Genomic DNA, 24,216 nt, shown 5'->3' on the forward strand with positions numbered 1-24,216 from the left:
GGTGACTTGTATTTTTCCCTTCGATAATGATAATCGATATCGTTCGCACTTTACGTATTTTTACCTAAGGTTTACCCTCCTTAACATTCAAGAGGTTGATGATGTTCGTCCCATTTCTCATCATGCTGCGCGAAGGTCTGGAAGCAGCGCTCATCGTCAGCCTGATTGCCAGCTATCTCAAACGCACCCAGCGCACACAATGGTTCCCGGCGATGTGGGCTGGCGTATTTATTGCTGCCGCGCTGTGTCTGGCACTCGGCATCTTTATCAATGAAACCACCGGCGAGTTTCCGCAGAAGCAGCAGGAGCTGTTCGAAGGCATTGTTGCGGTGGTTGCGGTGGTGATCCTGACATCGATGGTGTTCTGGATGCGCAAAGTGTCGCGCAATATCAAAGCCACGCTGGAAAAATCGGTTGATAACGCGCTGCAAAAACAGGGCGGCAGTGGCTTTCCGCTGGTGCTGATGGTGTTTCTGGCGGTGGCGCGTGAAGGGCTGGAATCCGTGTTCTTCCTGCTGGCCGCGTTCACGCAGGACGTAGGCTATGCGCCACCGATTGGCGCGGTACTCGGCCTCGCTACCGCGGTGGTGCTGGGCATGCTGCTTTACTACGGCGGCATTCGCCTCAATCTGGCGCACTTTTTCCGCTGGACCAGCCTGTTCATTCTGTTTGTTGCCGCAGGGCTTGCTGCGGGCGCTATCCGCGCTTTCCACGAAGCCGGTTTATGGAATCACTTCCAGGATGTGGCGTTTGATCTGAGCAGTACGCTTTCGACGCACTCGGTATTCGGCACGTTATTGGAAGGTATTTTGGGCTATCAGGAAACGCCAAGCGTCAGCGAAGTGGCGGTGTGGCTTATCTATCTGATTCCGGCGCTGCTGCTGTTTGCCTTTCCGGCTCGCCCATCAATCACCACGGCTCGTACTACGCGCTGAATTTAAAATCAGGCGCGATTGCGCGCCTGTTCTTCCATGTAACAGGGATATCACTATGACGATTCGCTTCCGCCGCAAGGCGCTGTTGGTTGCTATGCTGGCGCTTTCCGGCGCCGCTTCTGCTGCTGCCGTCCCGCAAGTCACGGTTACCGTGACCGACAAGCAATGTGAGCCGATGTCGCTCAATGTGCAGGCGGGAAAAACCCAGTTCATCATCAAAAACAACAGCCAGAAAGCGCTGGAGTGGGAGATCCTGAAAGGAGTGATGGTGGTGGAAGAGCGTGAAAATATCGCGCCAGGCTTCAGCCAGAAACTCACCGCCAATCTGGAAGCGGGCGAATATGATATGACCTGCGGCCTACTCAGCAACCCGAAAGGCAAGCTGGTGGTCAGCGGTGATGCGAAGAAAGCAGCGACCGGCAAGCCAGACGTACTGGAGCTGGTGGGGCCTATCGCCGACTACAAAGTTTATGTAATGAATGAAGTGAAAGAGCTGGTGGCGGGCACCAAAGCGTTTACCGACGCGGTGAAAGCCGGCGATATCGAAAAAGCCAAAGCGCTGTTTGCGCCAACGCGCGTGCATTATGAGCGTATTGAACCCATCGCTGAGCTGTTCTCCGACCTGGATAGCAGCATCGATGCACGTGAAGACGACTTCGAGAAGAAAAACGAAGATCCAAAATTCACCGGCTTCCATCGCCTGGAAAAAATCCTCTTCGCGGATAACACCACCAAAGGGGCTGAACCCTTTGCCACTAAGCTGAACCAGGACGTGCTGGATCTGCAAACGCGCATCAGCGAACTGGCGTTCCCACCAGCGAAAGTGGTGGGCGGGGCGGCAGGCCTGATTGAAGAAGTGGCCTCCAGCAAGATCTCAGGCGAAGAAGACCGTTATAGCCGCACCGATCTCTCTGACTTCCAGGCCAACATTGATGGCGCGCAGAAAATTGTTGATCTGCTGCGTCCGCTGCTGCAGAAAAACAACCCGCAGCTGCTGGCAAAAGTGGATGCCAACTTCAAGAAAGTGGACGGCATTCTCAGCAAATACCGCAGCAAAGACGGTTTTGAATCGTACGAGAAACTGACCACCGCCGATCGTAATGCGCTGAAAGGCCCGATTACCACTCTGGCAGAAGATCTCTCCCTGCTGCGCGGAACCTTAGGTCTCGACTAATCATGACGCATAAAAATGACGCGGCGCAGCCGTCGCGTCGTCGCTTATTGCAGGGATTAGGCATGTTGGGCGGCGCGGCCGCCCTCGGCGGCGGCTGTCCGTTTCATACGGCAGCCGCCGACAGCTTTTCTCCCGGCACGGTTGCACCCAACGCGCGTCAGCAGGCGCAACCTTTTTACGGCGCGCATCAGGCGGGAATTGTGACGCCGCAGCAGGCGTCAATGATGCTGGTGGCGTTTGATGTGCTGGCCAGTGATAAGGCCGATCTTGAGCGGCTGTTTCGCTTACTCACCGAGCGCTTTGCGTTCCTGACGCAGGGCGGACCGGCACCGGTGGTGACCAACCCGCAGCTGCCGCCGATGGATTCAGGAATTCTCGGTGCCGATATCGCGCCTGACAATCTCACCATGACCTTGTCGGTTGGCGCGTCGCTGTTTGACGAGCGCTTCGGCTTGAGCGCGCATAAGCCCGCACAGCTGCAAACGATGACGCGCTTCCCTAATGATTCACTGGATGCAGAGCAGTGCCACGGCGATCTGTTGCTGCAAATCTGCGCTAACACGCAGGACACGGTGATCCATGCGCTGCGTGACATCATTAAGCGCACGCCCGATTTGCTGGCGGTGCGCTGGCGACGTGATGGGTTCATCGCCGATCATGCGGCACGCAGCAACGGCAAGGAGACGCCGATCAACCTGCTGGGATTCAAAGACGGCACCGCTAATCCCGATACCCATAATCCGGCGTTGATGAATCAGCTGTTGTGGGTGACTGACGAGCAGCAGGAACCGGCATGGACGCACGGCGGCAGCTATCAGGCGGTGCGCATCATTCGTTTCCACGTCGAGATGTGGGATCGCACGCCGCTTGGCGAGCAGCAAACCATTTTTGGTCGGGAGAAGTTATCCGGCGCGCCGCTTGGCATGAAAAACGAGCATGACGTACCGGATTACAGTAAAGATCCCGATGGCGATTTGATTGCGCTGGATGCGCATATCCGTCTCGCCAATCCGCGTACGCCGCAAACCGACAGCAGTTTAATGCTGCGGCGCGGTTACAGTTATTCCAGCGGCATAACCGGTTCGGGTCAGCTGGATATGGGCCTATTGTTTGTTTGCTATCAGCATGATTTAGCAAAAGGGTTCATTACCGTACAGCAGCGGCTTAATGGCGAAGCGCTGGAAGAATATATTCGCCCAATTGGCGGCGGCTACTTTTTCGCGCTGCCAGGCGTAGCGGATGAAAATCATTATCTGGCACAATCTTTACTGCAAGCCTGATTAATAAATGCACAATGCCTGCACGTCAGAATGCGCTGCAGGCTTTTTGTTACGCATTCCTTAAACTTTCCTCTGGTCGTAGCCGCTTCCGAATGTTCCTAAAAAGTTAGACTTATCCCCAATTAACCATCCCTTTGATAATTTTGAGAAATTTAATTTAAGATAAACGCGCTCAGGCTTCGCTTATCATTTTTTCTTTGCTGGGAAGTAAAATTACTGTTGCAAACTACCGCAAATATGATGCACTTTATTCATAAGCGTTGTCAGTTGTGTGGCTAAGCCACTGGAGTTCGCGCATGATTCGTCTCTCTCTGGGACAGTTAAATAGTTTCAATACACGCAGTACACTGCGGGGGATTTCTTCCCTCAAAAGCAACCTCTCTTCAATTAACACTTCGTTCTCGTTCAATCTCAGTTTTTTTACCGGTGCGCGCCTGCGTTTCGGCGCTGTTGCACACCATTCTCACTGGCTCAAAACGGCTTACAAGGAAGCCAAATAAACCTCTAAAGCGTTCAAGTCATCGCCGCGGGTGATCCGCCGTGATAAATGAAACCAACTGTAAGGTGCCACTATGGGAAGACAGAAAGCAGTGATCAAAGCACGTCGTGAAGCCAGACGCGTTATTCGTAGCGACTCTCGCAGTCACCGTCAGCGTGAAGAAGAATCGGTCACTTCGCTGGTGCAGATGGGTGGGTTGGATTCGATTGGTATGGCACGTGATGCACGTGACCGCGGGCCGATTGAAGCCAGAAATGAAGCTCAGGCACACTATCTCCATGCCATAGAAACGAAACAGCTTATTTTCGCCACCGGTGAAGCCGGCTGCGGAAAAACCTGGATTAGCGCAGCCAAAGCGGCTGAGGCCCTGATCAATAAGGACATCGAAAGGATTATTGTGACGCGCCCGGTTCTGCAGGCGGATGAAGATCTCGGTTTCCTCCCAGGAGATATTTCCGAGAAATTCGCGCCTTATTTCCGACCGGTATATGACGTTCTGGTTAAACGTCTCGGCGCTTCCTTTATGCAATACTGCCTGCGACCCGAAATCGCCAAGGTAGAGATCGCGCCCTTCGCATATATGCGCGGACGTACCTTTGAAAATGCTGTGGTGATCCTTGATGAGGCACAAAACGTCACCGCCGCACAGATGAAGATGTTCCTGACGCGCCTGGGTGAGAACGTGACGGTTATCGTCAACGGCGATATTACCCAGTGCGACCTGCCGTCCCATGCCAAATCTGGCCTCGCCGATGCGCTAGCGCGCTTCGAAGAGGATGAGATGATTGGCGTGGTACGTTTCGGCAAAGAGGATTGCGTCCGTTCAGCGCTGTGTCAACGCACGCTGCACGCTTACAGTTAACCGTTTGATTGAGAATGTAGTAGCAAAGTAAAACCCGGCGAAAGCCGGGTTTTTTTGTTTAACCTTCTGCGCTTTATCCGTTTCTTCAGCCATTGACAATAATTCTACCAACTAGTAGGTTGGTTGTCATTAAGGCAGCCTTTCGCTCCTTTTTTAACAATCCATAATCGTCTGGAGTCACAATGCTTAAAGAACAGGCTGTTAATTCCGCTGTTGGCAATGAGCAATGGCTAAAACGCTATTACTTTATCCGCGCACTGTTTTCAATTATTTGGGTTGCGGCTGCATTTTCGCTGGGTCAGCACTCAGCAAAGGTGGGGGCAGTATTATTGGTTATCTATCCCCTTTGGGACGCCATTGCTAACGTTATCGATGCGCAGCGCAGCGGCGGAATACGTCATAACCCGATCCACATGACAAATATTATTGTCAGCGGGCTGACAACCATTGCGGTTTACCTTGCGTTGTCACACAGCATGAACTGGGTTATTGGCGTATTTGGCATCTGGGCTATTTTGTCAGGATTGCTGCAGCTGGGTGTCGCAGTAGGCCGCTGGAAAAATTATGGCGCACAGTGGACGATGATCCTTAGCGGCGCTCAATCAGCCCTGGCAGGCGGTTTTTTTATTGTGCAGGCACAAATGGTCGTACCGCCATCGATAGTGAATATTGCCGGTTATTCCGCAGTGGGGGCCGCTTATTTTCTGATTTCCGCAGTGTGGTTAACGGTGAGTGATATTCGGCGAAAAAAAGCCTAAGCGATACTTTATTATTTATTGAGCAGCGTGAGAAAAACATGAAAACAGCTCCACTTTCTACTAACCAGAAAATGTTTCGTCTGGCTATCGTTGGTCTTATTCCACTTGTACTGGTACTGCTATTTTTATGGGCGGGCGGATGGCTGGAACCCAATCGACTGAGCGCAGATAAAATTATTGACGTGTTACAGAAATCTGGCGGAGAACATCCTGGATATCGCCGTAATCATGCCAAAGGGATTTGTGTTATTGGTCAATTTACATCTAATGGTAACGCCAGTGCATTTTCGCGCGCCCTGGTATTTACCGCTGGTAGCACGCCAGTTATCGGGCGATTTGCTATCGCAGGGGGCGTTCCTACTGTGCCGGATTATGCTGTTCCGGTGCGGAGTATGGCTTTACAGTTTCGACAGAAGAATGGCGAGGAGTGGCGCACGGGAATGAACGCCATGCCTTTCTTTCCGGTGGGGACCACGGAAGCATTCTATGAATTGCAAACGGCAACGCTGCCTGTTCCTGCCACCGGTAAACCCGATCCGGAAAAATTAAAGGCATTCGTTGGCAAGCACCCGGAAATAACGGCATTTTTCGGTTGGTTGAAGAAATATGTGCCTTCGTCCAGTTGGGCAAGCGATAGTTTTAATAGTCTGAATGCCTTCTTCCTGATTGATAAAGCGGGCAATAAGCATCTGGTTCGCTGGAGCATGGTGCCTGAAACCGCTTTTCAACCGATGAGCGATGATAATAAAAAAGATAAGGATTTCCTGCAAAACGATATTGTTCAGCGACTGAAACAAGGCACGATAAAGTGGAATTTAATGATTACCCTGGCAAACCCTGAAGATAAGGGTAATGACTCAAGTAAAGTATGGCCATCCGATCGAAAAGTGATTAATGCAGGGACGCTGATATTGACGCAAGCCATTCCACAGGCGCAGGGACCCTGTAACGATATTAATTATGATCCGCTTATTTTACCGGACGGAATAGCCGCATCGGATGACCCAATACTGAATGCACGCTCATCCGCGTATGCCAAATCTTATAATTTGCGTACGCGTGAACAGTCACACCAGGCAGGAGCTCAATGATGAAACAAGTCGATTATTTCCATCCCGCTTTACGTGCGCTGCACTGGTTAATGGCTGCGGCGATTCTTGCCATGCTTTTTATTGGTGTTGCAATGGTCTCCACCGTTTCCTCGCTGCACAGCTTTCTGGTATCAATCCATAAACCCCTTGGCGTGATGATATTGTTATTAGTCGTGGTGCGCCTGTGGTTGCGATACGCTACCGCCAAACCAAACTTACCGGATACCTTGCCAGGCTGGCAGCGTCTTATGGCCCATATTTCACATGGGGTGCTCTATGTATTGATGCTGGCTCAACCGCTGATTGGCTGGGCCATGTTGTCCGCTGCGGGATATCCTGTGACTCTCGGTGCTGGAATCGTTTTACCGCCCATCCTGCCGATGAATAATGATGGGTATGCGCTGCTGCGTCCTCTTCATTCGATCGTCGCCTTGCTCTTATTCATTACCGTGATGCTGCACCTGGCCGCGGCGTTATTCCATGCGCTGATATTACGAGACGGTGTCTTCAGCAGCATGACAGGTAGCCGGAAGCGTTGAGGCATTTTGCCCATGAAGTTGAGATAAGGAGGTTATGTGAATATTTATCCATTCGCGAGGGATAGAAAAGTTATTCCCTCAGACTGCAGTGGTGAAATACGGCCAAATATTGAAATTCAGCCTGAAGAGAGAATGAGAATAACACGTGAATTTGCGTTGGCATTTTCGAAGAAACTGCTTGAAGATAACGAGCTCAACGCCATTGCTCCCTTTGTTATCGATAAAATTGTGGTGATGCTGATAAACGAGTCCCGCCGCTTTTAAAATGTAATGCAGTGTATTCGTTATAAAATCGGTAGAAACGCCAGGCGTTGTTCTGCTCTACAAGATCTCATGGAACATCAGCCTGGCGCATTCCTTTACTTATGCAATACCAATGAAGAAGCCAGCAATGGTGGCGCTCATTAAGTTAGAGAGTGTAGCTGCGGCCAATGCTCGCATGCCAAGCTGAGCAATTTCTGCCGTCCGCTGTGGCGCGATGGCCGAGAATGCGCCAACCACAACGCCAATAGAACCAAAGTTGGCAAAGCCACACAGTGCGAAAGAGACAATTGCAATCGTTTTACTGTCTAATGCGCCAGGCGCGTGCAGATAGGGCGAAAAGCTGAGATAAGCCACAAACTCATTAATCGCAAGCTTTTGGCCAATCAGACTGCCAGCAAGCGATGCGTCATGCCAGTCAACTCCCATAACCCAGGCAAGCGGGGCCAGTAAATAGCCAAATATCCCTTCCAGACTTGCGTGCCCCTGGCCAAACAGCCCAGCAATGCCACCAATAATGCCATTGATAAGGGCGATAATCGCAACAAAAGCCATTACAACCGTAGCAACGCCTGCTGCAATCTTTAGTCCGGTTATTGCCCCGGTCGCCGCTGCTTCAATCACACTTTTAGGCGGTGTTTCGCTGAAGGAGAGATTATCAAAAACAACCTGAGTCTCTTCCGTTGCTGGACTCAGAATGCGGGCAAAAAGAATGCCGCCGGGGATGGCCATCAACGATGCCGCAAGTAAATAATCAATTGGTACACCGAGCCCGGCATAGCCAATCATGGTTGATCCTGCAATTGAGGCCATGCCGCTACAAATAGCGGTAAACAGTTCATTGCGGTTCAGACGATTAATGAAGGGTTTAACGATCGCCGGAATCTCATTTTGACCAAGGAAAATGGTGGTAACGGCGACAAAAGACTCAATTTTACTGATATTGAGTGCTTTTTGGAAAATAGCTCCCAGTACCCGGATCAATAACTTCATCACGCCTATGTAATACAGCAAGCTCACTAATGCAGTCATAAAGATAATGGCGGGTAATACATGAAAGGCGAACACAAAACCGGCACCATTAAATATTCTGTCCATATCTGGTCCCGCTAATGCCCCAAATATGAATGTGCTGCCAGCATCACTGTAATTCATTATTTTATGTACGCCGGTGGCGACTTTCTCAGCCAGCCATTTGCCCGGAGGTAAATAAAGAATCGCTCCGCCAATGGCTATTTGTAAAAGGATTGCAGCACCTACCGTTCTTATACTGATTTTTCTTTTATTTACTGACAGCAAGTATGCGATGGCCAGTAATACCACCATACCCAAAAAACTTCTCATTATATTCATAATGATTATCTCGTCATAGTCGATTTCGGTATGTCTGATATCTCTATGGGCGACGGCAAACTGCCCATCGGGATTAATTGGCATGCAATACATTTCCCCTCTTTTGCATGCCATAACGGAAATGGAGTGGGTCGTTACGATCGGGGGTACATCTGTACACACTCTTCCACCAAATCCCAAAACCATTGGGTATCAATAGTGATCCCAACTTTGGCATTGGCGGGTATTCCCATTACACCCAGCTCATCGCATACCGTACGGCCATAGCATGGGCCGCTATTCACATCGACTTCGACATACATGTCCTGAGTTTTAATGCCTTCCGGGTTAATCAAATAGCCAATACAGGTTGCGTCATGAACCGGTCCGCCCGCTAAGCCATAATTCTCAAACTGCGTTTTTAGGGTGAAATTCATGATGTCACTGAACAGTTGCCCAGCTGGACCGCCAACTTTCTCCATACGGGCGATGACCTCTTTTGTGCAGACGGTTTGGTTGGTTAAATCGAGCCCCATCATTACCAGCGGTGCACCTGAAGTGAATACGACGCGTGCCGCCTCCGGATCGGCGTAAATATTGAATTCGGCAGAGGGAGTAAAGTTTCCCGTACCGTAGGCGCCCCCCATTAGTACGATCTCTTTGATTTTTGGAATAATAGCTGGCTGCATGCGCATGGCGACTGCAATATTGGTCAAAGGCGCTACCGGAACGAGCGTGATATCTCCGTCGCTGGCCATCAGCGTGTCAATCAGATACTGAACCGCATGCTTGCTTTCTGCCTGACGCGTTAAGGGGCCAAACACCGGACCATCCAGCCCCGTTTCGCCGTGAATATTATCTGCCACGATCTGCTGGCGCATAATCGGCTGCGGCATTCCAGCATAAACCGGAACATCAATGTTTAAATGTTGGCAAACATTCAATCCATTGATCAGCGTTTTCTCGAGGGTCTGATTACCCGCAACGATAGTAATACCGAGTAAATTAATCGCCGGATGTTTTGCTGCCATCATAATTGCAATAGCATCATCATGACCCGGATCACAATCCAGAATAATTTTTCTCTGCGCCATTTCTCATTTCCTCAATTAGGGTTGGAATAACATGCATTTTTTAACTGTGTGATAAAAATGCTTTGTCAACGCTTTAACCCTAACAGCTAAAATTGTATGTTAAATATGAGAAATCTCACATCGGGAAACGATTATGAAAGAAATCCATAATGAAGATCTGAAGAGGAAATTAATTGAAAATTCAGACTATACAGCGAAATTTTCTGTTGAGGTGATGGCGGAAACCCGACTGCTTCATATCATGGCCGGTGATTATATCGTGAAAGAAGGTGAGCAACCGGCATACCTGTTTTATCTTGCAAGAGGCAGGGCGAAACTGTATGCGACATTAGCCAATGGACGAATATCATTAATTGATTTCTTTGCAGCGCATTGTTTTATCGGGGAGCTTGAACTCATCGATCAGCAGCATGAACCGCGTGCCGTTCAGGCGATAGAGGAGTGCTGGTGTCTGGCGTTACCCGTTAAACCTTTCCGGAAAAGGCTGTTAAGTGATGCTATTTTTTTACGTCATATTTGTATTAGCTTAACGCATAAAAATTATCGGAATATTGTGTCACTCATCAGAAATCAATCCTTCTCGTTGGTTAACCGGCTGGCAGCTTTTATCCTATTGACGCAGAATGATGATGTTTATCACGAAAAGCATACGCAGGTTGCAGAATATATGGGGGTGTCATATCGCCATCTCTTATATGTCATTGCGCAACTGACGCAGGAGGGGTTATTAACTAAAGCCAGGTCTGGTTATATTATCAAAAATAAAAGTGCGCTTATTGAATTAGCGCGTGAGATGGAAGCAGAGGGCGCGCTGCCTTGAGGATTTATTTATTATAATATTATTTTTAGCGGTAAATGATTTAGTGTTTTTCTTAACTAAATTGCATTCAATCTTCAGCCTACCAACTAGTAGGTTTTCCTTGACTTTAAGGCTCTATCTCTTTAGTTTTACGATAAGAGTTATGCGTGTTGAATAAGTACATTGTTTAGGAAATTTATGCTGATAGAACGCTCACCCAAAGCCAGAGAAATCATCCTCCACACCAGGCAGTTGCTGACCTCGGGTGGCTATAACAGCTTTAGCTATGCTGATATTGCTGAATTGGTTCAGATTCAAAAAGCCAGTATTCATCATCATTTCCCCAGTAAAGTTGAACTGGTGCAAGCTGTCGTTGCGGAATATCGCGAGGAGGCCAGAATGGGAATGGCGGCGTTGGAGCAGAACCTCAACGATCCTCTGCTGGAACTGCAGGCTTATATCGATTACTGGTCAGCCTGTATTAGTGAGGGAACGTCTCCTTTCTGTATTTGCGTCATGCTTTCGGTGGAACTGCCTAAGTTGCCGCGAGAAATATCTTCTGAAGTGAGCGGGCATTTCTCCGATCTGGCCGATTGGCTCACAGCGCTACTGCGTAAAGGGGAAATCAGCGGCATTTTTCAGCTTGATGAGGCGCCAGAGATCCAGGCCAAATCTGTGATGGCAACCGTTCATGGGGCGATGTTGGCCGCCAGAGCGCTCGAAAACACAGCGTTATTCCAGGAGATTGTGCATCCAGTTATCAACAGACTTATTCATAAATAGCGATAAATCGCGCTGCTGGAGATAAGATTTATGACTGAAATAACTACCCAAAAATTAGAACAGCGACTGCAAATCATTGAGGATAAATTAGCAATATATGAGCTGATTGCTTCCCATCCGCCCAGCGCAGATACCGGTCTTGCCGAATATACCGCTGCTGTTTATATGGAGGAGGGCACTTTTAATCGTGGTGAGGAACTGGATGGGGCAAAAGGGGTCGATGCGATCGCTGCATTTATTCTCCGACCGGCACACGAGGAAGCGATTAAAAGTGGGCTTGCGCATTTTACTGGATTACCGCTGATTGATTTGCGCGGCAACAAAGCCATAGTGACCTCCTATTTACAGCTGTTGCAGCTGGATAAACAGGGTGAGCCGCGTGAAATGGCCAATCATGGTTACTCAACCGGCTATCGCATTCATCGGGTAGTGGTTAATCGCTGGGAGTTAGAACGTCATGAAGGGCGCTGGAAAATTCATAGCAGAACCCTTCTTCCAGTAGACGGCACAGATGCCCCTCGCGAGTTATTGGCGCGCGGTCTTTCCGATGTGCTTAAGGCGACACGTTAGTCTACTCGGCTGAAATTTCGTCGCTGTGCTGGGTGCAAAAAAAAGTCTGAACGTGAGTTCAGACTCTTCTTCGGAATGTGGCGGTGAGAGGGGGGAATCCTTCATCACATAACGCCATGCTTTCTGGTGAATGACTTTAAAGCCTGTCCATGGTTCCCCTGTTCGCGGATCCTCAAACACATACACGCTTTATGAGGTCAATGCCGCCGTTATTTATATCTCCATTCTCGCGCACGTCAGGGCGATAGGGAAACCTAACGAAATGGTCGTTATGGCTATTGTCTTTTGTGATTGGTTTGCACAAAGATTATCGCAGAGGGGCACCTTCTCCCATCCTGATAGATGATCAGTTCTTATCGATAAGGTGCATTGGTCCACTTTTTGTACGCAAAGAAGTAAAGCGTGAAAAGGTGCAGTGCGGGGAACGAAAGTAGTAGGCCCATTTTCCAACCGAATCCTGCCTTCTGTGCCATGCGCAAGCAGGGAATGAACATGAAGAACCAAATTATGAATGTCATTGCTGCAAGAGGATTTGGGTGTTCCATCTTTTTTTCTCCTTGAAATGTTGCCATATGATATCGGCAGACAGATGCTATTATTTAGGCTGTGTTTTTGCACCACCTTGCGGCCACTCCATGCTAGGATTTATCCCATTGATACCAATGGGGATAGGGATGTGAAGTTAGTTATAGCGGGTATGGGATTGATGGTGTGTTCCGTGGCGCATGCTAATTTACAAAGTGCAGCTGAAAATCTTAGTGGCTGCGTAACCAAATTTGCAGAAAGCCAAGTTAAAACTACCAATTCAGCTAGCAACATCACATATGAAGCTTTTGAGAAATGTAGCGTTGAACTCTCTGAGTATCATGATTCAATTGGTCCAGATAAAGCACAGTGGTCTGGTTTAAGTTCTCAACAAAAAAATGCCATTTCAAAAATCAGAGACCAGACAACTTCAAAAGTTCGCGAGAGCTTATCCTCTCAAATCGTCACTTTCATAACTGAATCGCGCAAGAGCTCTTAACCCGCTTAACTGCGGGTTTCTTGCTTTCTTTTGCGCTCTACGCTGGCTAGGATTTATCCCACAACATGCCTTGTGGATAATGGTATGAAGAAGTTACTTATCGGACCGATTGCAGCCTAATTGCTCTCAGGCTGCGCAAGCGATAAGCCGCTTAACTCATATAGCGATGCTGGACTGTGTACTTTTAAGGGGCAAGCGCTGGGATATGGCAACACTGAGATCATGCCAAAAATTCAGGCTGAGTTTGCTCGCCGCGGTCAGTTGTCTATCAGCCAGGAAGACTGCAACCTCTACACGCAAACCGGCCAACAGGATGCGCATGCATTTCACGTGCACTATTTTGTACTTCTTTTTTAGTTCCGTGGTCTCGCTGTAGTCTTTGGCGTCAGGCTACATGCGGTGTTGTCCACACAACGTCCTACATAATGTGGCGGTGAGAGGGGCTTCTCACCCCCTCTCTCTGCAGAATAGGCAAAAAAAAAGTCTGAACGTGAGTTCAGACTCTTCTTCGGAATGTGGCGGTGAGAGGGGGATTCGAACCCCCGATACGTTGCCGTATACACACTTTCCAGGCGTGCTCCTTCAGCCACTCGGACACCTCACCACATTTTTTTGCCAACCGCGCTGGGTCAACGGGGCGCTACTATAGGGAGATCGCTGAAAAGGGTCAAGCGCTATTTTCTCCTTTTGTTCTATCCGCTTAAGCTCTGAGCGTATTGCCTTCGGCTTGCTCACCCTGCCTGTTCTGTCATCAAATTATCCTCTCTGTGTCACAAAAGCGTCACCGCACTGTCGCAGACTTGTCCGCGGAAACATTTGGTTATATTTACAGCTAAGGATGCTTATAAATGAAATCCATACCTCTCTTTACGGTTACGCTGCTGACTTCTCTGATCGCGACGTTAGCAGTGGCAGATGATGCAAATTATTCACGCGCCGCCAACGGCGATATTACCGAGCACGGCGGCGCGCGTCGTCTCACTGGCGACCAGACCGAGGCGTTAAAAGCCTCATTAATCAATAGCACCGCGAAAAACGTGATTCTGCTGATTGGTGATGGCATGGGCGATTCGGAAATCACCGCCGCCCGCAACCAGGCGCGCGGCGCCGGCGGTTTCTTCCCCGGCCTGGATGCGTTGCCGCTCACCGGTCAATACACCCATTACTCGCTGGACAAGAAAACCCATAAACCCAATTACGTAACGGATTCTGCCGCGTCGGCTACCGCGTGGGCCACCGGCACCAAATCCTACAACGGCGCGATTGGCGTCGATGTTAATGGCAAAGATCAGGTGACGATTCTTGAGCTGGCGAAAGCCGCGGGTAAAGCCACCGGCAACGTGTCGACCGCTGAACTGCAGGATGCCACGCCAGCCGCCTTAATGGCGCACGTCACCTCGCGCAAATGCTACGGCCCGGAGAAAACCAGCGAGCTGTGCCCGGGCAACGCGCTGGAGCAGGGCGGCAAAGGATCGATTACTGAACAGCTGCTGAAAACCCGCCCAGATGTCACGCTGGGCGGCGGTGCGAAGTCCTTTAATGAAACCGCCAAAGCCGGCGAGTATCAGGGCAAAACCCTGCGTGAACAGGCGCAGGCGCTGGGCTATCAGTGGATTGATAATCTGCAGGGCATGAATGCCATTCAGCAGGCCGATCAGAGCAAACCGCTTCTGGGCCTGTTTGCGGATGGCAATATGCCGGTGCGTTGGCAGGGACCGAAAGCCAGCTATCACGGCAACATTGATAAGCCGGTAGTGACCTGTGAAGTCAATAAAGATCGTCCGGCTTCAGCACCGACGCTGGCGCAGATGACTAAAAAGGCCATTACTCTGCTGAGCACCAACGACAAAGGTTTCTTCCTGCAGGTGGAAGGGGCATCGATTGATAAGCAGGATCACGCGGCGAACCCGTGCGGTCAGATTGGTGAAACCGTGGATCTGGATGAAGCGGTACAGGAAGCGCTAGCGTTTGCGCGCGAGCATGGCGATACGCTGGTGGTGGTGACCGCCGATCACGCCCACAGCAGCCAGATCGTTGAAAACGGCACCAAAGCACCGGGCCTGACGCAAGCGGTGAATACCAAAGATGGCGCGGTGATGACCATCAGCTACGGTAATTCAGAAGAGGATTCGCAGGAGCATACCGGCACGCAGGTGCGCATCGCGGCGTACGGTCCGCATGCGGCGAATGTGGTGGGATTAACCGACCAGACCGATCTGTTCTTTACCCTGAAGGACGCGATGGGACTTAAGTAACAGCTCAACGATTCAAAAAACGCACATTCCGTAGCGGCGCGATTCATCGCGCAATAAATTGCGCCGCTACAATGTGTGCTTTCGCTGGCATAGACTGCGCGAAAGACGAACCTAAAATCACAATCCGCGTTTTGCCATTAAGCGTGCCAAATCCACCAGACGATTTGAGAAGCCCCATTCGTTGTCGTACCAGGCAAGAATCTTCACCAGATTGCCGCCAATCACCAGCGTTGAGAGTCCGTCGATAATCGATGAACGGGCATCGCCCTGATAATCGCTTGAGACTAATGGTTCGTCGCTGTAGCCCAAAATACCTTTCAGCGGGCCTTCTGCGGCCGCGGCTTTAAAGGCGGCATTCACCTCTTCAGCGGTGACATCGCGTTGCAGCGTTACGGTTAAATCGACGATCGATACCACCGGCACCGGTACGCGCAGTGAATAGCCGGTCAAACGCCCCTCCAGCTCAGGGATCACGCGACCCAGCGCCTTTGCCGCGCCGCTGGAATAAGGCACGATCGACAGCGCTGCCGCACGCGCACCGCGCAGATCTTTCTCGGGCTGATCGTGCAGCACCTGGCTGTTGGTATAAGCATGCGTGGTATTCATTAACCCGTGCTCGATACCAAATGCCTGATGCAATACCGCCGCCGCCGGCGCTAAGCCGTTGGTGGTACAGCTGCCGTTACTCACTACAAAATGCTGTTGCGGATCGTAACGTTGATCGTTAACGCCAAGCACAATGGTCAGGTCATCATTTTTGCCGGGTGCGGAAATAATCACACGTTTGGCACCGCCGCTGGTGATATGCACGGCGGCTTTGTCGCGCTCGGTAAAGAAGCCGGTAGCTTCAATTACGATATCGACGCCGACATCGCGCCAGCGAATATTGGCCGGATCGCGCTCGCTGAATACGCGCACCGCTTTGCCATCGATGCGTAATTCGCCTTCACCGGCTTCCACTTCAGCGGGCAGTCTGCCGAGCAGAGAATCGTGTTTTAGCAGATGCGCGAGGGTCTTACTGTCGGTGAGGTCGTTAATGGCGACGATCTCAATATCATCGCTGCCAAGTGCTGCACGAAAAACGTTGCGTCCGATACGGCCAAAGCCGTTAATGCCGATCTTAGTCATAATTGACTCCTTTTCCGAAGATGCTGGAGTCACTGTAGGCTGATGCGCATCTGGCGTAAACGCCAAAAAAGGATCACTTTACGCCAATTTTCTGCAGTGAAAGCGCTGGCGATATTCTCCGGGTGTGAGATGCAGTTGGCGCTCAAAGCTACGGCGCAGATTAATGCTGCTGCCAAAGCCGGTGGCAAGGGCAATGCGCTCCAGCGTGTCGTGGCTCTGCTCTAAACGCTCGCGCGCAGCGGCGAGTCGCGCTTCGGCGACGTAACGCGCGGGAGGTACGCCGGTTTCACGGGTGAAGACGCGGGTGAAATTGCGCGGACTCATGGCGACACGTTCTGCCAGCTTTTCTACCGCCAGCTCGTCGGCCAGGTTTTCACGGATCCAGCGCTGCAGTTCACCGATTACGCCCAGTCCGCCCGGCGCTTGCAGGTGGAAGCGGCTGAACTGCATCTGCCCGCCAGGACGGCGTAAATACATCACCATATCCTGGGCAATATCGCGCGCCACGCTGAAGCCGAAATCCTCTTCCACCAGCGCCAGCGTCAGGTCAAAGCCCGAACTGACGCCGCCGGAGGTCCACATGCAACCGTCCTGAATATACAGCGGACCGCCTTCAACGTGGACGAGCGGATAGCGAGACTGCAGGGTATCGAGCAGGCGCCAGTGTGTTGTCGCCCGGCGGCCATCAAGCAAACCCGCCTCAGCCAATAACATCGCGCCGCCACATACCGATACCACACGACGCGCCTGCGGTGCCGCCAGCTTGATAAAATCGACCACCATGTTGCCCTCTTCGGCGGTGTCGCCGCGTCCGGTGATCATAATGGTGTCCCAGGCGTTACGTGGATCAACGTCCGCCAGTTTCAGGTCGGCCAGTAAATTGAGGCCAGATTGGCCGTGAATCACCTGATGCGATTGGGTGGTAGCAAGGCTAACGCGATAGCGTTGTTGATCAACGCCCACCGGTAAATGTTGATTGGCGCGCATTAGGATATCGGCGATGCCTGCGGCTTCGAACAACATGCCGCCGTCAGGCACAATAATCAGAAAGGTTTTCATGGCGTAAAAAAGACACTTTAACGAAATAAGCCAAAGTGTCTCATGGGTTAAGCAGCTAGCACAACCTGTAGGGTGCGCATTTATGCGCACCTGGATGTCAGGTCGTCATAAATGGCGCCCCTACGCTTAGGTAGCCGATTTATCCGCCACACCGATCCGCCACTGCTCCGGCGGTAAGGTGCCGTTCACCGCAAAATCACCGACGATACGATCTTTATAGATACGGGGATTGTGTGAGGAGAGGGTGCGCGCATTGCGCCAGAAGCGATCCAGCGCCAGCGGTTTCAGCGTGGCCGATGCACCCAGCGCATCGAAGAGCGTCGAGCTGGCATTAAGCAGCAGATCGCTCACCACATTGAGCGACTGCGATACTTCCAGCTCGGCAATCGCCACCGCCTGGTTTTCCCGTTCCTGATCGCCGCTCAGATGCGCATCAAACGCGCGTTGTATCGCGCTGGCGGCGTGCAGCACTATCGCACCGCTGCTGTAGGCCGCGCCGCGCAGGCGTCCAACCACCTGCAAAATCTGCGCATCCTGGGCGGCACGCGGCGCATTGCCGTTGCTGTAGGTACGCGTACGAGACGCCACCTGCTGTGCCACTTCGCCGCTTTGGGCGCGGCCAATACCCGCCAGCGTCGCCAGATGGATCAGCTGATAGAAAGCCGGTGAATAGCGGAAATGCACCTCTTCTTTGATGTCATCCGCGCCGATGAGCACATTGTCAAAAAGCGCCGTACCGCTGGCGGTGAGAGTTTGGCCAAAGCCATTCCAGTCATCCAGCACCGTCACGCCCGGTGCGGAACGTGCCAGCGTCACCGAAACGCCTTTGCCATTTTCATCAGTGATGCCAACATCAATCCAGTCGGCATAAAGCGAACCGGTGGTGTAAAACTTCCTGCCGTTGAGCCGCCAACCGTCGCCGTGGCGCTCAATGCGCGTGGAGAATTCTGACTGACGCGCATCGCCGGTTTCGCTCCAGGCCGGGCCGACAATTTCACCTTGCCCCAGCCGCGCCAGCCACTTCGCGCGATAACTGCTGCTACCGCTGTTCAGCACGTTCTCGACGAAACCGAGATGTCCGCGAATCGATTGCACAAGGTTGGAATCCGCTTCGCCCAGTTCGATCAGCAAATTGAACAGCTCGGGCAGCGTGGCACCGAGTCCACCGGCGCTTTCCGGAACGCGCAGGGCGGTGAATCCGCTCTGCTTCAACCAGGCAATTTGCTCGATCGGCAGCTGGCGTGTTAACTCTCGCTCAATGGCACCTGCGCGTATTTTCTGAAATACCGGGCGAAAGCGTTCCGCCAGCTGTTCATACCGAGGCGACGGATCGGCACCCCAACCTAATTCGATTTGCGACATAGCGTTCTCTCCGGCAAAGACATTTTCTCATTACTATGTCATCGCCACCGAACACCAAATAATGCTTTTTCTCACTAAGCTATTTCGCTGCATTGATATAAAGATGATATTTCACTATATGGAACAAAAAATCCCATTTCGCATATTCACTGCCGATATTGTTATTTGCCGGGATTTATATCTGTGCTCTATTCAAACGCTATTCCAAAAAATATTCATTAAATTTCCAGATAACACCTTTTCACGTGGAGTAGGTCCGCGCGGAAATAAGTTATTGGCTTGCATTAGGGAAACGGTAGCAAAATGAGAGCAAAGTCCATTCAGCGATTAATCATTCCGATAATGGCGGCGTTGAGCTGTGCGGCGCTGCCAATTAACGTCAGCGCCGCAGCGTCTTCACCCACCTCCAGCGATGGCACGCTGGTCTATTTGCATGAGCAGGAGCCGCCTTGCTTATGGGGCGGTTGGGTGCAGCAAGCGTATTTATCACGTCAGGTGTTTGATTATTTAGTCAGTTACGATAAAGGACAAATCCGTCCCTGGCTGGCATCCAGCTGGAGTGAATCTGCCGATCGTAAAACCATTACGTTTCATTTGCGCCATGACGTGAAATTTACCGATGGCGATATTTTTAATGCCGACGCGGTGATTGCTAATTATCCCGCATGGCAGAAGGGAATTGGTTGGCACGGATTTACCTATATGACCGGATTTACCAAAGTCGATGATTATACCGTGGCGCTGCATTTATCCGAGCCCAATCCGGAAATCTATAACGTATTAGCGAATGGGCATTACGGTTTTCAATCGCCAGATTCGCTGGCGCATAACAGTAGCGAGCAGAAGTGTTTGCGCCCGGTGGGCACCGGACCGTGGAAAGTCGCGCGTTGGGTACGCGGCGATGGCATCAGTTTTGTGCGCAACGACGATTATCGTTGGGCACCGCCGAATGCGCACCATAACGGGCCGGCTTATATCAAACACCTGGAGTGGAAATTCGTGCCCGATGCCACCACGCGCTGGGGCGCGCTGGTCAGCGGCGGCGCGGATGTGATCTACCAGCCGCCGTCGGCGCAGTGGCAGGCGCTGCAACAGCATTATCAAACCTTGTCGTACGTCGCGACCGGTCGTCCACAGGCGTTCTCCTTTAATGTGCAGCGCGGTCCATTCACCGATCGGCGCGTGCGCCAGGCGTTTGCTTATGCGCTGGACCGCAAGCAGATCGTCAAAACGGTGTTCAAAGGCGCAGTGCCGTATGAGGGCAACGGCTCGCTGAGCAAAAGTACGCCGCTCTACCTGAACGTTGACGACCGCTACTCGCTGAATATCGCCAAAGCCAATCAGCTGCTGGATCAAGCGGGCTGGACCGGACGTGATGCCGCCGGTTATCGCACCAAAGACGGCCAAACGCTCGATGCCCGCTTGCCGTTTATCCAGGCGATTATCGACCAGGAAGGCGCGCTGATGCTGCAGGCGGTGCAGGATCAGGTCAAACGCGTTGGTATCAAGCTGGATTTGCTTCCGCTGACGCAAACCGAAGGCTTTGCCGGAGCACGTTCGCGTCCGGCGGATAAGGAAATCAGCTTTGGTTACTGGGTATGGCCCTCGCCCAATATCCTCGACATCGTTTACAACCACGCGCTGAACGGCGCATTCAACGGCAACAACACCAGCTTTTTCAATAATCCCGAAGTGGAAGCGCAAATCCTCGATGCGCAGCGCGAGCCCGATCCCCAGCTGCGCCAGCAGAAGTTTGCGGTGCTGCAAAAGTGGTTTGACGATCAGGCGATTGCCATCGGCGGCTACAACTTCACCTACAACGTCGCCATCGCCCACCACATCCGCGGGCTTTGGCAGGATGAGGGCAACGGATTGCTGAACTTTAACGATGCGTACTTCGTGCAGGAGAAGCCATGAGTGAATTAACTTCCGCGCCGCAGACCAGCGCCACCCGGGTTGAGGAGCGGGCCGTACCACGCCGCCGCAGCGTGGCGCTGTTGCGCACCCTGAGTGTGCGCATTGCCTCGGCGCTATTTGTGCTATGGGGCACCATCACCGTGACCTTTTTAGTGCTATCGGTGCTGCCGGGCGATCGCGCCACCATTTTGCTGAATATCACCTCTGGACAGGTGATTGAGCGCACGCCGGCCGAGCTGGCGCCAATCAATGCGCAATACGGGTTCGATAAGCCGATCGTTGAACAGTATTTGCACTATTTCTGGCAGCTGCTGCACGCCGATTTTGGTTTCTCCTTCGAGTTGCAGCGCCCGGTGGTGCATATCATCGCTGAGCAGCTGCTGCCCACCTTTACGCTGGCGATAGCCGCACTGCTGCTGGCGTGGATGATCGCCATTCCCTGGACGCTGTTAACCGCCGGGCGCAATCGTCGGCTGGCGGCGTTTGGCTCCGCAGTGGAAACCATCATGGCCGGCTTGCCGCAGTACTGGATTGGCATCCTGCTGCTGATTGTCTTTGCCATCGCTCTGCGCTGGTTCCCCGTCGTCGGCGGCACCAGCCTGCTGGGCACGGTGCTTCCGGCGATCACGCTGGCAATTCCGTTGGCGGGCTTTATTGGCCACGCAATACGCGGTGAGTTTGAGCGCAGCATGCAGCAGCCGTTTGTGCTGTCGGCGCGGGCGCGCGGCATGAGCCTGGCGGGCGTGCGATGGCGCCACGTGTTGCGCCACGCGCTGATCCCCGCCATCACCTTAAGCGGCTGGGCGATTGGCAACCTGCTGTCGGGCGCGGTGCTGGTGGAAGCGGTATTTGCCCGCCCGGGACTCGGCAACGTGCTGGTGAATGCGGTCAGCAACAAGGATTTCGCCCTGGTCTCTGGCATCGTGATTCTGATCAGTTTCCTCTACATCGTCATTAACCTGGTGGTTGACCTGATTTACCTGATCGTCGATCCCCGCCTGCGAGGTCGCGTATGACAACTCATCTCACTGATTATGCTGGCCCGCAGACGCAACGCGCCGGCTGGCAGCTGCCGGTTTCGGTACTGCTTTCCGGCATCGTAGCGCTGTTCTTTATTGTCGCAGCGCTAACGCCTGGCGCGTTGGCCACCCACGATCCCTTCGCCACCGATCTCTATCGTGCGCTGCAAGCCCCTTCATGGGCTAACTGGCTCGGCACCGATGACATTGGCCGCGATCTGTATAGCCGCATTATCTGGGGCACGCGCCAGTCGTTGCTGATTGGTATCGGCGCCATGACCATCGCGCTGTTCGGCGCCATTGTGCTGGGCTTCAGCGCCGCGCTCGGTCCGCGCTGGTTGGCCGAACCGGTGAATCGCCTGCTGGAGATTCTGCTGGCGTTTCCCACCTTGCTGCTGGCGCTGCTGTTTGTCGCCTTGCTGGGTCCGTCCGCCAGCAGTTTACTGATCTCGGTGGGCATCGGCACCGCGCCGGGCTACGCGCGACTGGTGCGCGCGCAGGCGCTGCAGGTGAAGCAGTCCGGCTATGTCGAAGCGGCACGTGCGCTTGGCCATCCGTGGCATCGGTTGTTTATCCAGCACATCGCGCCCAACGTGTTCCGACCGCTGTTCTCACTGGTGGCGTTGGGCATCGGACAATCGGTGGTGTGGGCATCCGGCTTGTCGTTTCTGGGTTTAGGGGTGGTACCGCCGTCGCCGGAGTGGGGCGCGCTGCTCGAAGCGGGAAAAATTAACGTCACCGTGGCGTGGTGGCTGGAAGTGTTGCCGGGCATTGCGATTGTGCTGGTGGCGCTGTCGTTTACGCAAATCGGCCGCTACATCCAGCAGCGGGCCGAAGGAGAGAAGCGCTGATGAGCAATAACGTGATAGAAGTCCGTGACCTGAACATTTGGGCCCGCGCTGAGAATGCCGCGCCGCGCCATATTGTGAAGAACGTTAGCTTTGCGCTGCAACGCGGTCAATGTCTGGCGCTGGTCGGTGAATCAGGCTCGGGAAAAAGTGTTACCGCACGCGCGCTGGTGGGATTGGCGGGCGAGCAACTGCAGGTGCAGGCCAACACGCTCAGTCTGCACGGTGAAGCGCTGCTCGGGCGCAGCGAAAGTTGGTGGCGTTGGGTGCGCGGCAGCAAAGTCGGTTTTATTTTGCAGGATGCGCTGGTGTCACTCGATCCGCTGCGGCCGGTAGGCAAAGAGATTGCCGAAGCGCTGGCGCTGCACGGCTGGGGCAATGCCGCCAGCCGCCAGCAGAAAGTGCAGGCGCTGCTGGAAGAGGTGGGCGTGCCGCAGGCAGCCTATCGCGCCAGCCAGCGACCGGGCGAACTCTCTGGTGGTCTGCGCCAGCGCGCGCTGATTGCCTCGGCGATTGCGCTGCATCCGGATGTACTGATCGCCGATGAGCCGACTACCGCGCTGGATGTCACGGTGCAGGCGCAAGTGCTGGAGGTGCTGCGGCAGATGCTGGATCGCGGCACCAGCGTGATTCTAATCAGTCACGATTTGGCCGTGGTGGCCAAAATCGCCGATCAGATTCTGGTGATGCAGGGCGGCGCGATTGTCGAAGCGGGAACGGCGCAGCAGGTGTTGCAGCAGCCGCAACATCCCTATACCCAAGGGTTGATCAACGCCATTCCCAGCGAACACACCAAAGGACAGCGCCTTTCCGGCAGCGCGCCCGGCGCGCCCGCGCCAGCGGGGGTTAAATCAGCGGACGTGCTGCTGGAAGCGCGCCATATCGTGAAGCGTTTTCGGGGGCACAGCGCGGTTGCCGATGTTTCCTTTACGCTGCGACGCGGTGAAACGCTGGGTATTGTGGGTGAATCGGGTTCTGGCAAAACCACCTTGTCACGCATTGCGCTGGCGCTGGAAGCGCCGGACAGCGGCGAGGTGCTGTTTGCCGGCCAGCCGTGGAGCCACGCGTCCGCTGCCGCTCAGCGTGCCATTCGCCGCCAGATTGCCGTGGTGTATCAGGATCCGCTTTCATCTTTCGACCCGCGCTGGCGGGTGGCCGACATCCTGCTGGATGCGATTGCCTTAGATCAGCATCCGGCAACGCACACCCCGCGTGACCGCGCCATCAGCCTGCTGCAATCGGTTGGACTCGGCGCGGAACATCTTAACCAATGGCCGGCGCGCATGTCGGGCGGCCAGCGTCAACGCGTGGCCATTGCCCGTGCCATCGCCACCCATCCGCAGGTGATCGTGCTGGATGAGGCGGTCTCCGCGCTGGACGTCACTATCCAGGCGCAGATTCTCGATCTGCTTAGCGATCTGCAGGCGCAGCTTGGCGTCAGCTATCTGTTTATCTCGCACGACCTCGGCGTTATCCATCACATGAGCGATCGCGTGTTGGTGATGCAAAACGGTGAGGCAGTCGAGCAGGGCGCCGCCGATGAGGTGTTCTATCGTCCGCGCCATCCCTATACCCAGAAGTTACTTGCCTCGCTGCCACGTCTGGCTGCGCTGGAAATCGCCTAACT

The 24,216-nt window shown here is 53.0% G+C and carries 23 protein-coding genes and 1 tRNA gene; 18 read left to right on the forward strand and 6 right to left on the reverse strand.

What is annotated here, in order from left to right:
* Positions 1–101: 101 nt before the first annotated feature.
* From efeU to CRO19_RS17485, 9 genes are all read left to right on the forward strand, one after another.
* Positions 102–935 (forward strand): iron uptake transporter permease EfeU, encoded by an 834-nt coding sequence (efeU, locus tag CRO19_RS17445; protein ID WP_097096967.1) that lies wholly within the window; start codon positions 102–104, stop codon positions 933–935.
* 55 nt (positions 936–990) lie between these two features.
* Positions 991–2,109, forward strand: a complete 1,119-nt coding sequence (gene efeO / locus CRO19_RS17450; RefSeq protein ID WP_097096968.1) for an iron uptake system protein EfeO — start codon at positions 991–993, stop codon at positions 2,107–2,109.
* A 2-nt stretch (positions 2,110–2,111) separates the two neighbouring features.
* A complete protein-coding gene (gene efeB / locus CRO19_RS17455; protein ID WP_097096969.1) occupies positions 2,112–3,389 on the forward strand; it encodes an iron uptake transporter deferrochelatase/peroxidase subunit in 1,278 nt (425 codons plus the stop codon).
* Positions 3,390–3,685: 296 nt separating this feature from the next.
* Entirely contained in the window at positions 3,686–3,889 is a 204-nt protein-coding gene (locus CRO19_RS17460; protein WP_097096970.1) for a hypothetical protein, read from the forward strand.
* 72 nt (positions 3,890–3,961) lie between these two features.
* Positions 3,962–4,750, forward strand: a complete 789-nt coding sequence (phoH, locus tag CRO19_RS17465; protein WP_008105319.1) for a phosphate starvation-inducible protein PhoH — start codon at positions 3,962–3,964, stop codon at positions 4,748–4,750.
* 182 nt (positions 4,751–4,932) lie between these two features.
* A complete protein-coding gene (locus CRO19_RS17470; RefSeq protein ID WP_097096971.1) occupies positions 4,933–5,508 on the forward strand; it encodes a hypothetical protein in 576 nt (191 codons plus the stop codon).
* Positions 5,509–5,546: 38 nt separating this feature from the next.
* Positions 5,547–6,599, forward strand: a complete 1,053-nt coding sequence (locus tag CRO19_RS17475) for a catalase family peroxidase (RefSeq protein ID WP_097096972.1) — start codon at positions 5,547–5,549, stop codon at positions 6,597–6,599.
* Positions 6,599–7,138 (forward strand): cytochrome b, encoded by a 540-nt coding sequence (locus CRO19_RS17480; RefSeq protein ID WP_097096973.1) that lies wholly within the window; start codon positions 6,599–6,601, stop codon positions 7,136–7,138. Before CRO19_RS17475 ends, CRO19_RS17480 begins: the two co-directional genes overlap by 1 nt.
* 36 nt (positions 7,139–7,174) lie before the next feature.
* Positions 7,175–7,402, forward strand: a complete 228-nt coding sequence (locus CRO19_RS17485; protein ID WP_097096974.1) for a hypothetical protein — start codon at positions 7,175–7,177, stop codon at positions 7,400–7,402.
* Between the two features lie 99 nt (positions 7,403–7,501).
* Here the strand turns inward: CRO19_RS17485 and CRO19_RS17490 are convergent, their stop codons facing one another.
* Entirely contained in the window at positions 7,502–8,752 is a 1,251-nt protein-coding gene (locus CRO19_RS17490) for a NupC/NupG family nucleoside CNT transporter (RefSeq protein WP_097097691.1), read from the reverse strand.
* A gap of 134 nt (positions 8,753–8,886) precedes the next feature.
* Positions 8,887–9,825 (reverse strand): ribosylpyrimidine nucleosidase, encoded by a 939-nt coding sequence (gene rihB, locus CRO19_RS17495; protein ID WP_097096975.1) that lies wholly within the window; start codon positions 9,823–9,825, stop codon positions 8,887–8,889.
* Between the two features lie 133 nt (positions 9,826–9,958).
* Between rihB and yeiL the strand changes: the two genes are divergently transcribed.
* From yeiL to CRO19_RS25885, 4 genes are all read left to right on the forward strand, one after another.
* Complete coding sequence (yeiL, locus tag CRO19_RS17500) at positions 9,959–10,645, forward strand: transcriptional regulator YeiL (protein WP_097096976.1); 687 nt, start codon at positions 9,959–9,961, stop codon at positions 10,643–10,645.
* A 177-nt stretch (positions 10,646–10,822) separates the two neighbouring features.
* Positions 10,823–11,407 carry a TetR/AcrR family transcriptional regulator gene (locus CRO19_RS17505; protein ID WP_176519166.1) on the forward strand — a complete coding sequence of 195 codons (585 nt, stop codon included), beginning with the start codon at positions 10,823–10,825 and terminating at the stop codon, positions 11,405–11,407.
* Between the two features lie 30 nt (positions 11,408–11,437).
* On the forward strand, positions 11,438–11,977 hold the full coding sequence (locus tag CRO19_RS17510) for a nuclear transport factor 2 family protein (RefSeq protein WP_097096977.1): 540 nt from the start codon (positions 11,438–11,440) through the stop codon (positions 11,975–11,977).
* Positions 11,978–12,488: 511 nt separating this feature from the next.
* Positions 12,489–13,001 carry a hypothetical protein gene (locus tag CRO19_RS25885; RefSeq protein ID WP_176519167.1) on the forward strand — a complete coding sequence of 171 codons (513 nt, stop codon included), beginning with the start codon at positions 12,489–12,491 and terminating at the stop codon, positions 12,999–13,001.
* A 516-nt stretch (positions 13,002–13,517) separates the two neighbouring features.
* Here the strand turns inward: CRO19_RS25885 and CRO19_RS17525 are convergent.
* Positions 13,518–13,605: transfer RNA gene (locus CRO19_RS17525), tRNA-Ser, on the reverse strand.
* A gap of 244 nt (positions 13,606–13,849) precedes the next feature.
* On the opposite strand from CRO19_RS17525, the gene phoA reads away from it, so the two are divergent.
* Complete coding sequence (gene phoA, locus CRO19_RS17530; RefSeq protein ID WP_097096980.1) at positions 13,850–15,256, forward strand: alkaline phosphatase; 1,407 nt, start codon at positions 13,850–13,852, stop codon at positions 15,254–15,256.
* A 117-nt stretch (positions 15,257–15,373) separates the two neighbouring features.
* Here phoA and gap read toward each other — a convergent pair whose 3' ends face one another.
* The 3 genes from gap to CRO19_RS17545 all read right to left on the reverse strand — a co-directional run bounded on the left by gap (position 15,374) and on the right by CRO19_RS17545 (position 18,805).
* Complete coding sequence (gap, locus tag CRO19_RS17535) at positions 15,374–16,384, reverse strand: type I glyceraldehyde-3-phosphate dehydrogenase (protein ID WP_097096981.1); 1,011 nt, start codon at positions 16,382–16,384, stop codon at positions 15,374–15,376.
* Between the two features lie 78 nt (positions 16,385–16,462).
* A complete protein-coding gene (locus CRO19_RS17540) occupies positions 16,463–17,443 on the reverse strand; it encodes a GlxA family transcriptional regulator (protein WP_097096982.1) in 981 nt (326 codons plus the stop codon).
* A 126-nt stretch (positions 17,444–17,569) separates the two neighbouring features.
* Complete coding sequence (locus CRO19_RS17545) at positions 17,570–18,805, reverse strand: acyl-CoA dehydrogenase family protein (protein WP_097096983.1); 1,236 nt, start codon at positions 18,803–18,805, stop codon at positions 17,570–17,572.
* 303 nt (positions 18,806–19,108) lie between these two features.
* On the opposite strand from CRO19_RS17545, the gene CRO19_RS17550 reads away from it, so the two are divergent.
* Genes CRO19_RS17550 through CRO19_RS17565 form a run of 4 tightly spaced genes read left to right on the forward strand, consistent with a single transcriptional unit; the run spans position 19,109 to position 24,214 of the window.
* Positions 19,109–20,722 carry an ABC transporter substrate-binding protein gene (locus CRO19_RS17550; protein ID WP_097096984.1) on the forward strand — a complete coding sequence of 538 codons (1,614 nt, stop codon included), beginning with the start codon at positions 19,109–19,111 and terminating at the stop codon, positions 20,720–20,722.
* Positions 20,719–21,738 carry an ABC transporter permease gene (locus tag CRO19_RS17555; RefSeq protein ID WP_097096985.1) on the forward strand — a complete coding sequence of 340 codons (1,020 nt, stop codon included), beginning with the start codon at positions 20,719–20,721 and terminating at the stop codon, positions 21,736–21,738. Before CRO19_RS17550 ends, CRO19_RS17555 begins: the two co-directional genes overlap by 4 nt.
* On the forward strand, positions 21,735–22,592 hold the full coding sequence (locus CRO19_RS17560) for an ABC transporter permease (protein WP_097096986.1): 858 nt from the start codon (positions 21,735–21,737) through the stop codon (positions 22,590–22,592). Before CRO19_RS17555 ends, CRO19_RS17560 begins: the two co-directional genes overlap by 4 nt.
* A complete protein-coding gene (locus tag CRO19_RS17565; RefSeq protein WP_097096987.1) occupies positions 22,592–24,214 on the forward strand; it encodes a dipeptide ABC transporter ATP-binding protein in 1,623 nt (540 codons plus the stop codon). Before CRO19_RS17560 ends, CRO19_RS17565 begins: the two co-directional genes overlap by 1 nt.
* Positions 24,215–24,216: the final 2 nt, after the last annotated feature.

The sequence above is a fragment of the Candidatus Pantoea floridensis genome, assembly GCF_900215435.1.
In the GTDB taxonomy this organism is placed as follows: domain Bacteria; phylum Pseudomonadota; class Gammaproteobacteria; order Enterobacterales; family Enterobacteriaceae; genus Pantoea; species Pantoea floridensis.

Coding starts and splice junctions, on each gene's coding strand:
- efeU (WP_097096967.1), top strand. CDS start 102: ATGTTCGTCCCATTTCTCATCATGCTGCGCGAAGGTCTGGAAGCAGCG.
- efeO (WP_097096968.1), top strand. CDS start 991: ATGACGATTCGCTTCCGCCGCAAGGCGCTGTTGGTTGCTATGCTGGCG.
- efeB (WP_097096969.1), top strand. CDS start 2,112: ATGACGCATAAAAATGACGCGGCGCAGCCGTCGCGTCGTCGCTTATTG.
- CRO19_RS17460 (WP_097096970.1), top strand. CDS start 3,686: ATGATTCGTCTCTCTCTGGGACAGTTAAATAGTTTCAATACACGCAGT.
- phoH (WP_008105319.1), top strand. CDS start 3,962: ATGGGAAGACAGAAAGCAGTGATCAAAGCACGTCGTGAAGCCAGACGC.
- CRO19_RS17470 (WP_097096971.1), top strand. CDS start 4,933: ATGCTTAAAGAACAGGCTGTTAATTCCGCTGTTGGCAATGAGCAATGG.
- CRO19_RS17475 (WP_097096972.1), top strand. CDS start 5,547: ATGAAAACAGCTCCACTTTCTACTAACCAGAAAATGTTTCGTCTGGCT.
- CRO19_RS17480 (WP_097096973.1), top strand. CDS start 6,599: ATGAAACAAGTCGATTATTTCCATCCCGCTTTACGTGCGCTGCACTGG.
- CRO19_RS17490 (WP_097097691.1), bottom strand. CDS start 8,752: ATGAATATAATGAGAAGTTTTTTGGGTATGGTGGTATTACTGGCCATC.
- rihB (WP_097096975.1), bottom strand. CDS start 9,825: ATGGCGCAGAGAAAAATTATTCTGGATTGTGATCCGGGTCATGATGAT.
- yeiL (WP_097096976.1), top strand. CDS start 9,959: ATGAAAGAAATCCATAATGAAGATCTGAAGAGGAAATTAATTGAAAAT.
- CRO19_RS17505 (WP_176519166.1), top strand. CDS start 10,823: ATGCTGATAGAACGCTCACCCAAAGCCAGAGAAATCATCCTCCACACC.
- CRO19_RS17510 (WP_097096977.1), top strand. CDS start 11,438: ATGACTGAAATAACTACCCAAAAATTAGAACAGCGACTGCAAATCATT.
- CRO19_RS25885 (WP_176519167.1), top strand. CDS start 12,489: ATGTCATTGCTGCAAGAGGATTTGGGTGTTCCATCTTTTTTTCTCCTT.
- phoA (WP_097096980.1), top strand. CDS start 13,850: ATGAAATCCATACCTCTCTTTACGGTTACGCTGCTGACTTCTCTGATC.
- gap (WP_097096981.1), bottom strand. CDS start 16,384: ATGACTAAGATCGGCATTAACGGCTTTGGCCGTATCGGACGCAACGTT.
- CRO19_RS17540 (WP_097096982.1), bottom strand. CDS start 17,443: ATGAAAACCTTTCTGATTATTGTGCCTGACGGCGGCATGTTGTTCGAA.
- CRO19_RS17545 (WP_097096983.1), bottom strand. CDS start 18,805: ATGTCGCAAATCGAATTAGGTTGGGGTGCCGATCCGTCGCCTCGGTAT.
- CRO19_RS17550 (WP_097096984.1), top strand. CDS start 19,109: ATGAGAGCAAAGTCCATTCAGCGATTAATCATTCCGATAATGGCGGCG.
- CRO19_RS17555 (WP_097096985.1), top strand. CDS start 20,719: ATGAGTGAATTAACTTCCGCGCCGCAGACCAGCGCCACCCGGGTTGAG.
- CRO19_RS17560 (WP_097096986.1), top strand. CDS start 21,735: ATGACAACTCATCTCACTGATTATGCTGGCCCGCAGACGCAACGCGCC.
- CRO19_RS17565 (WP_097096987.1), top strand. CDS start 22,592: ATGAGCAATAACGTGATAGAAGTCCGTGACCTGAACATTTGGGCCCGC.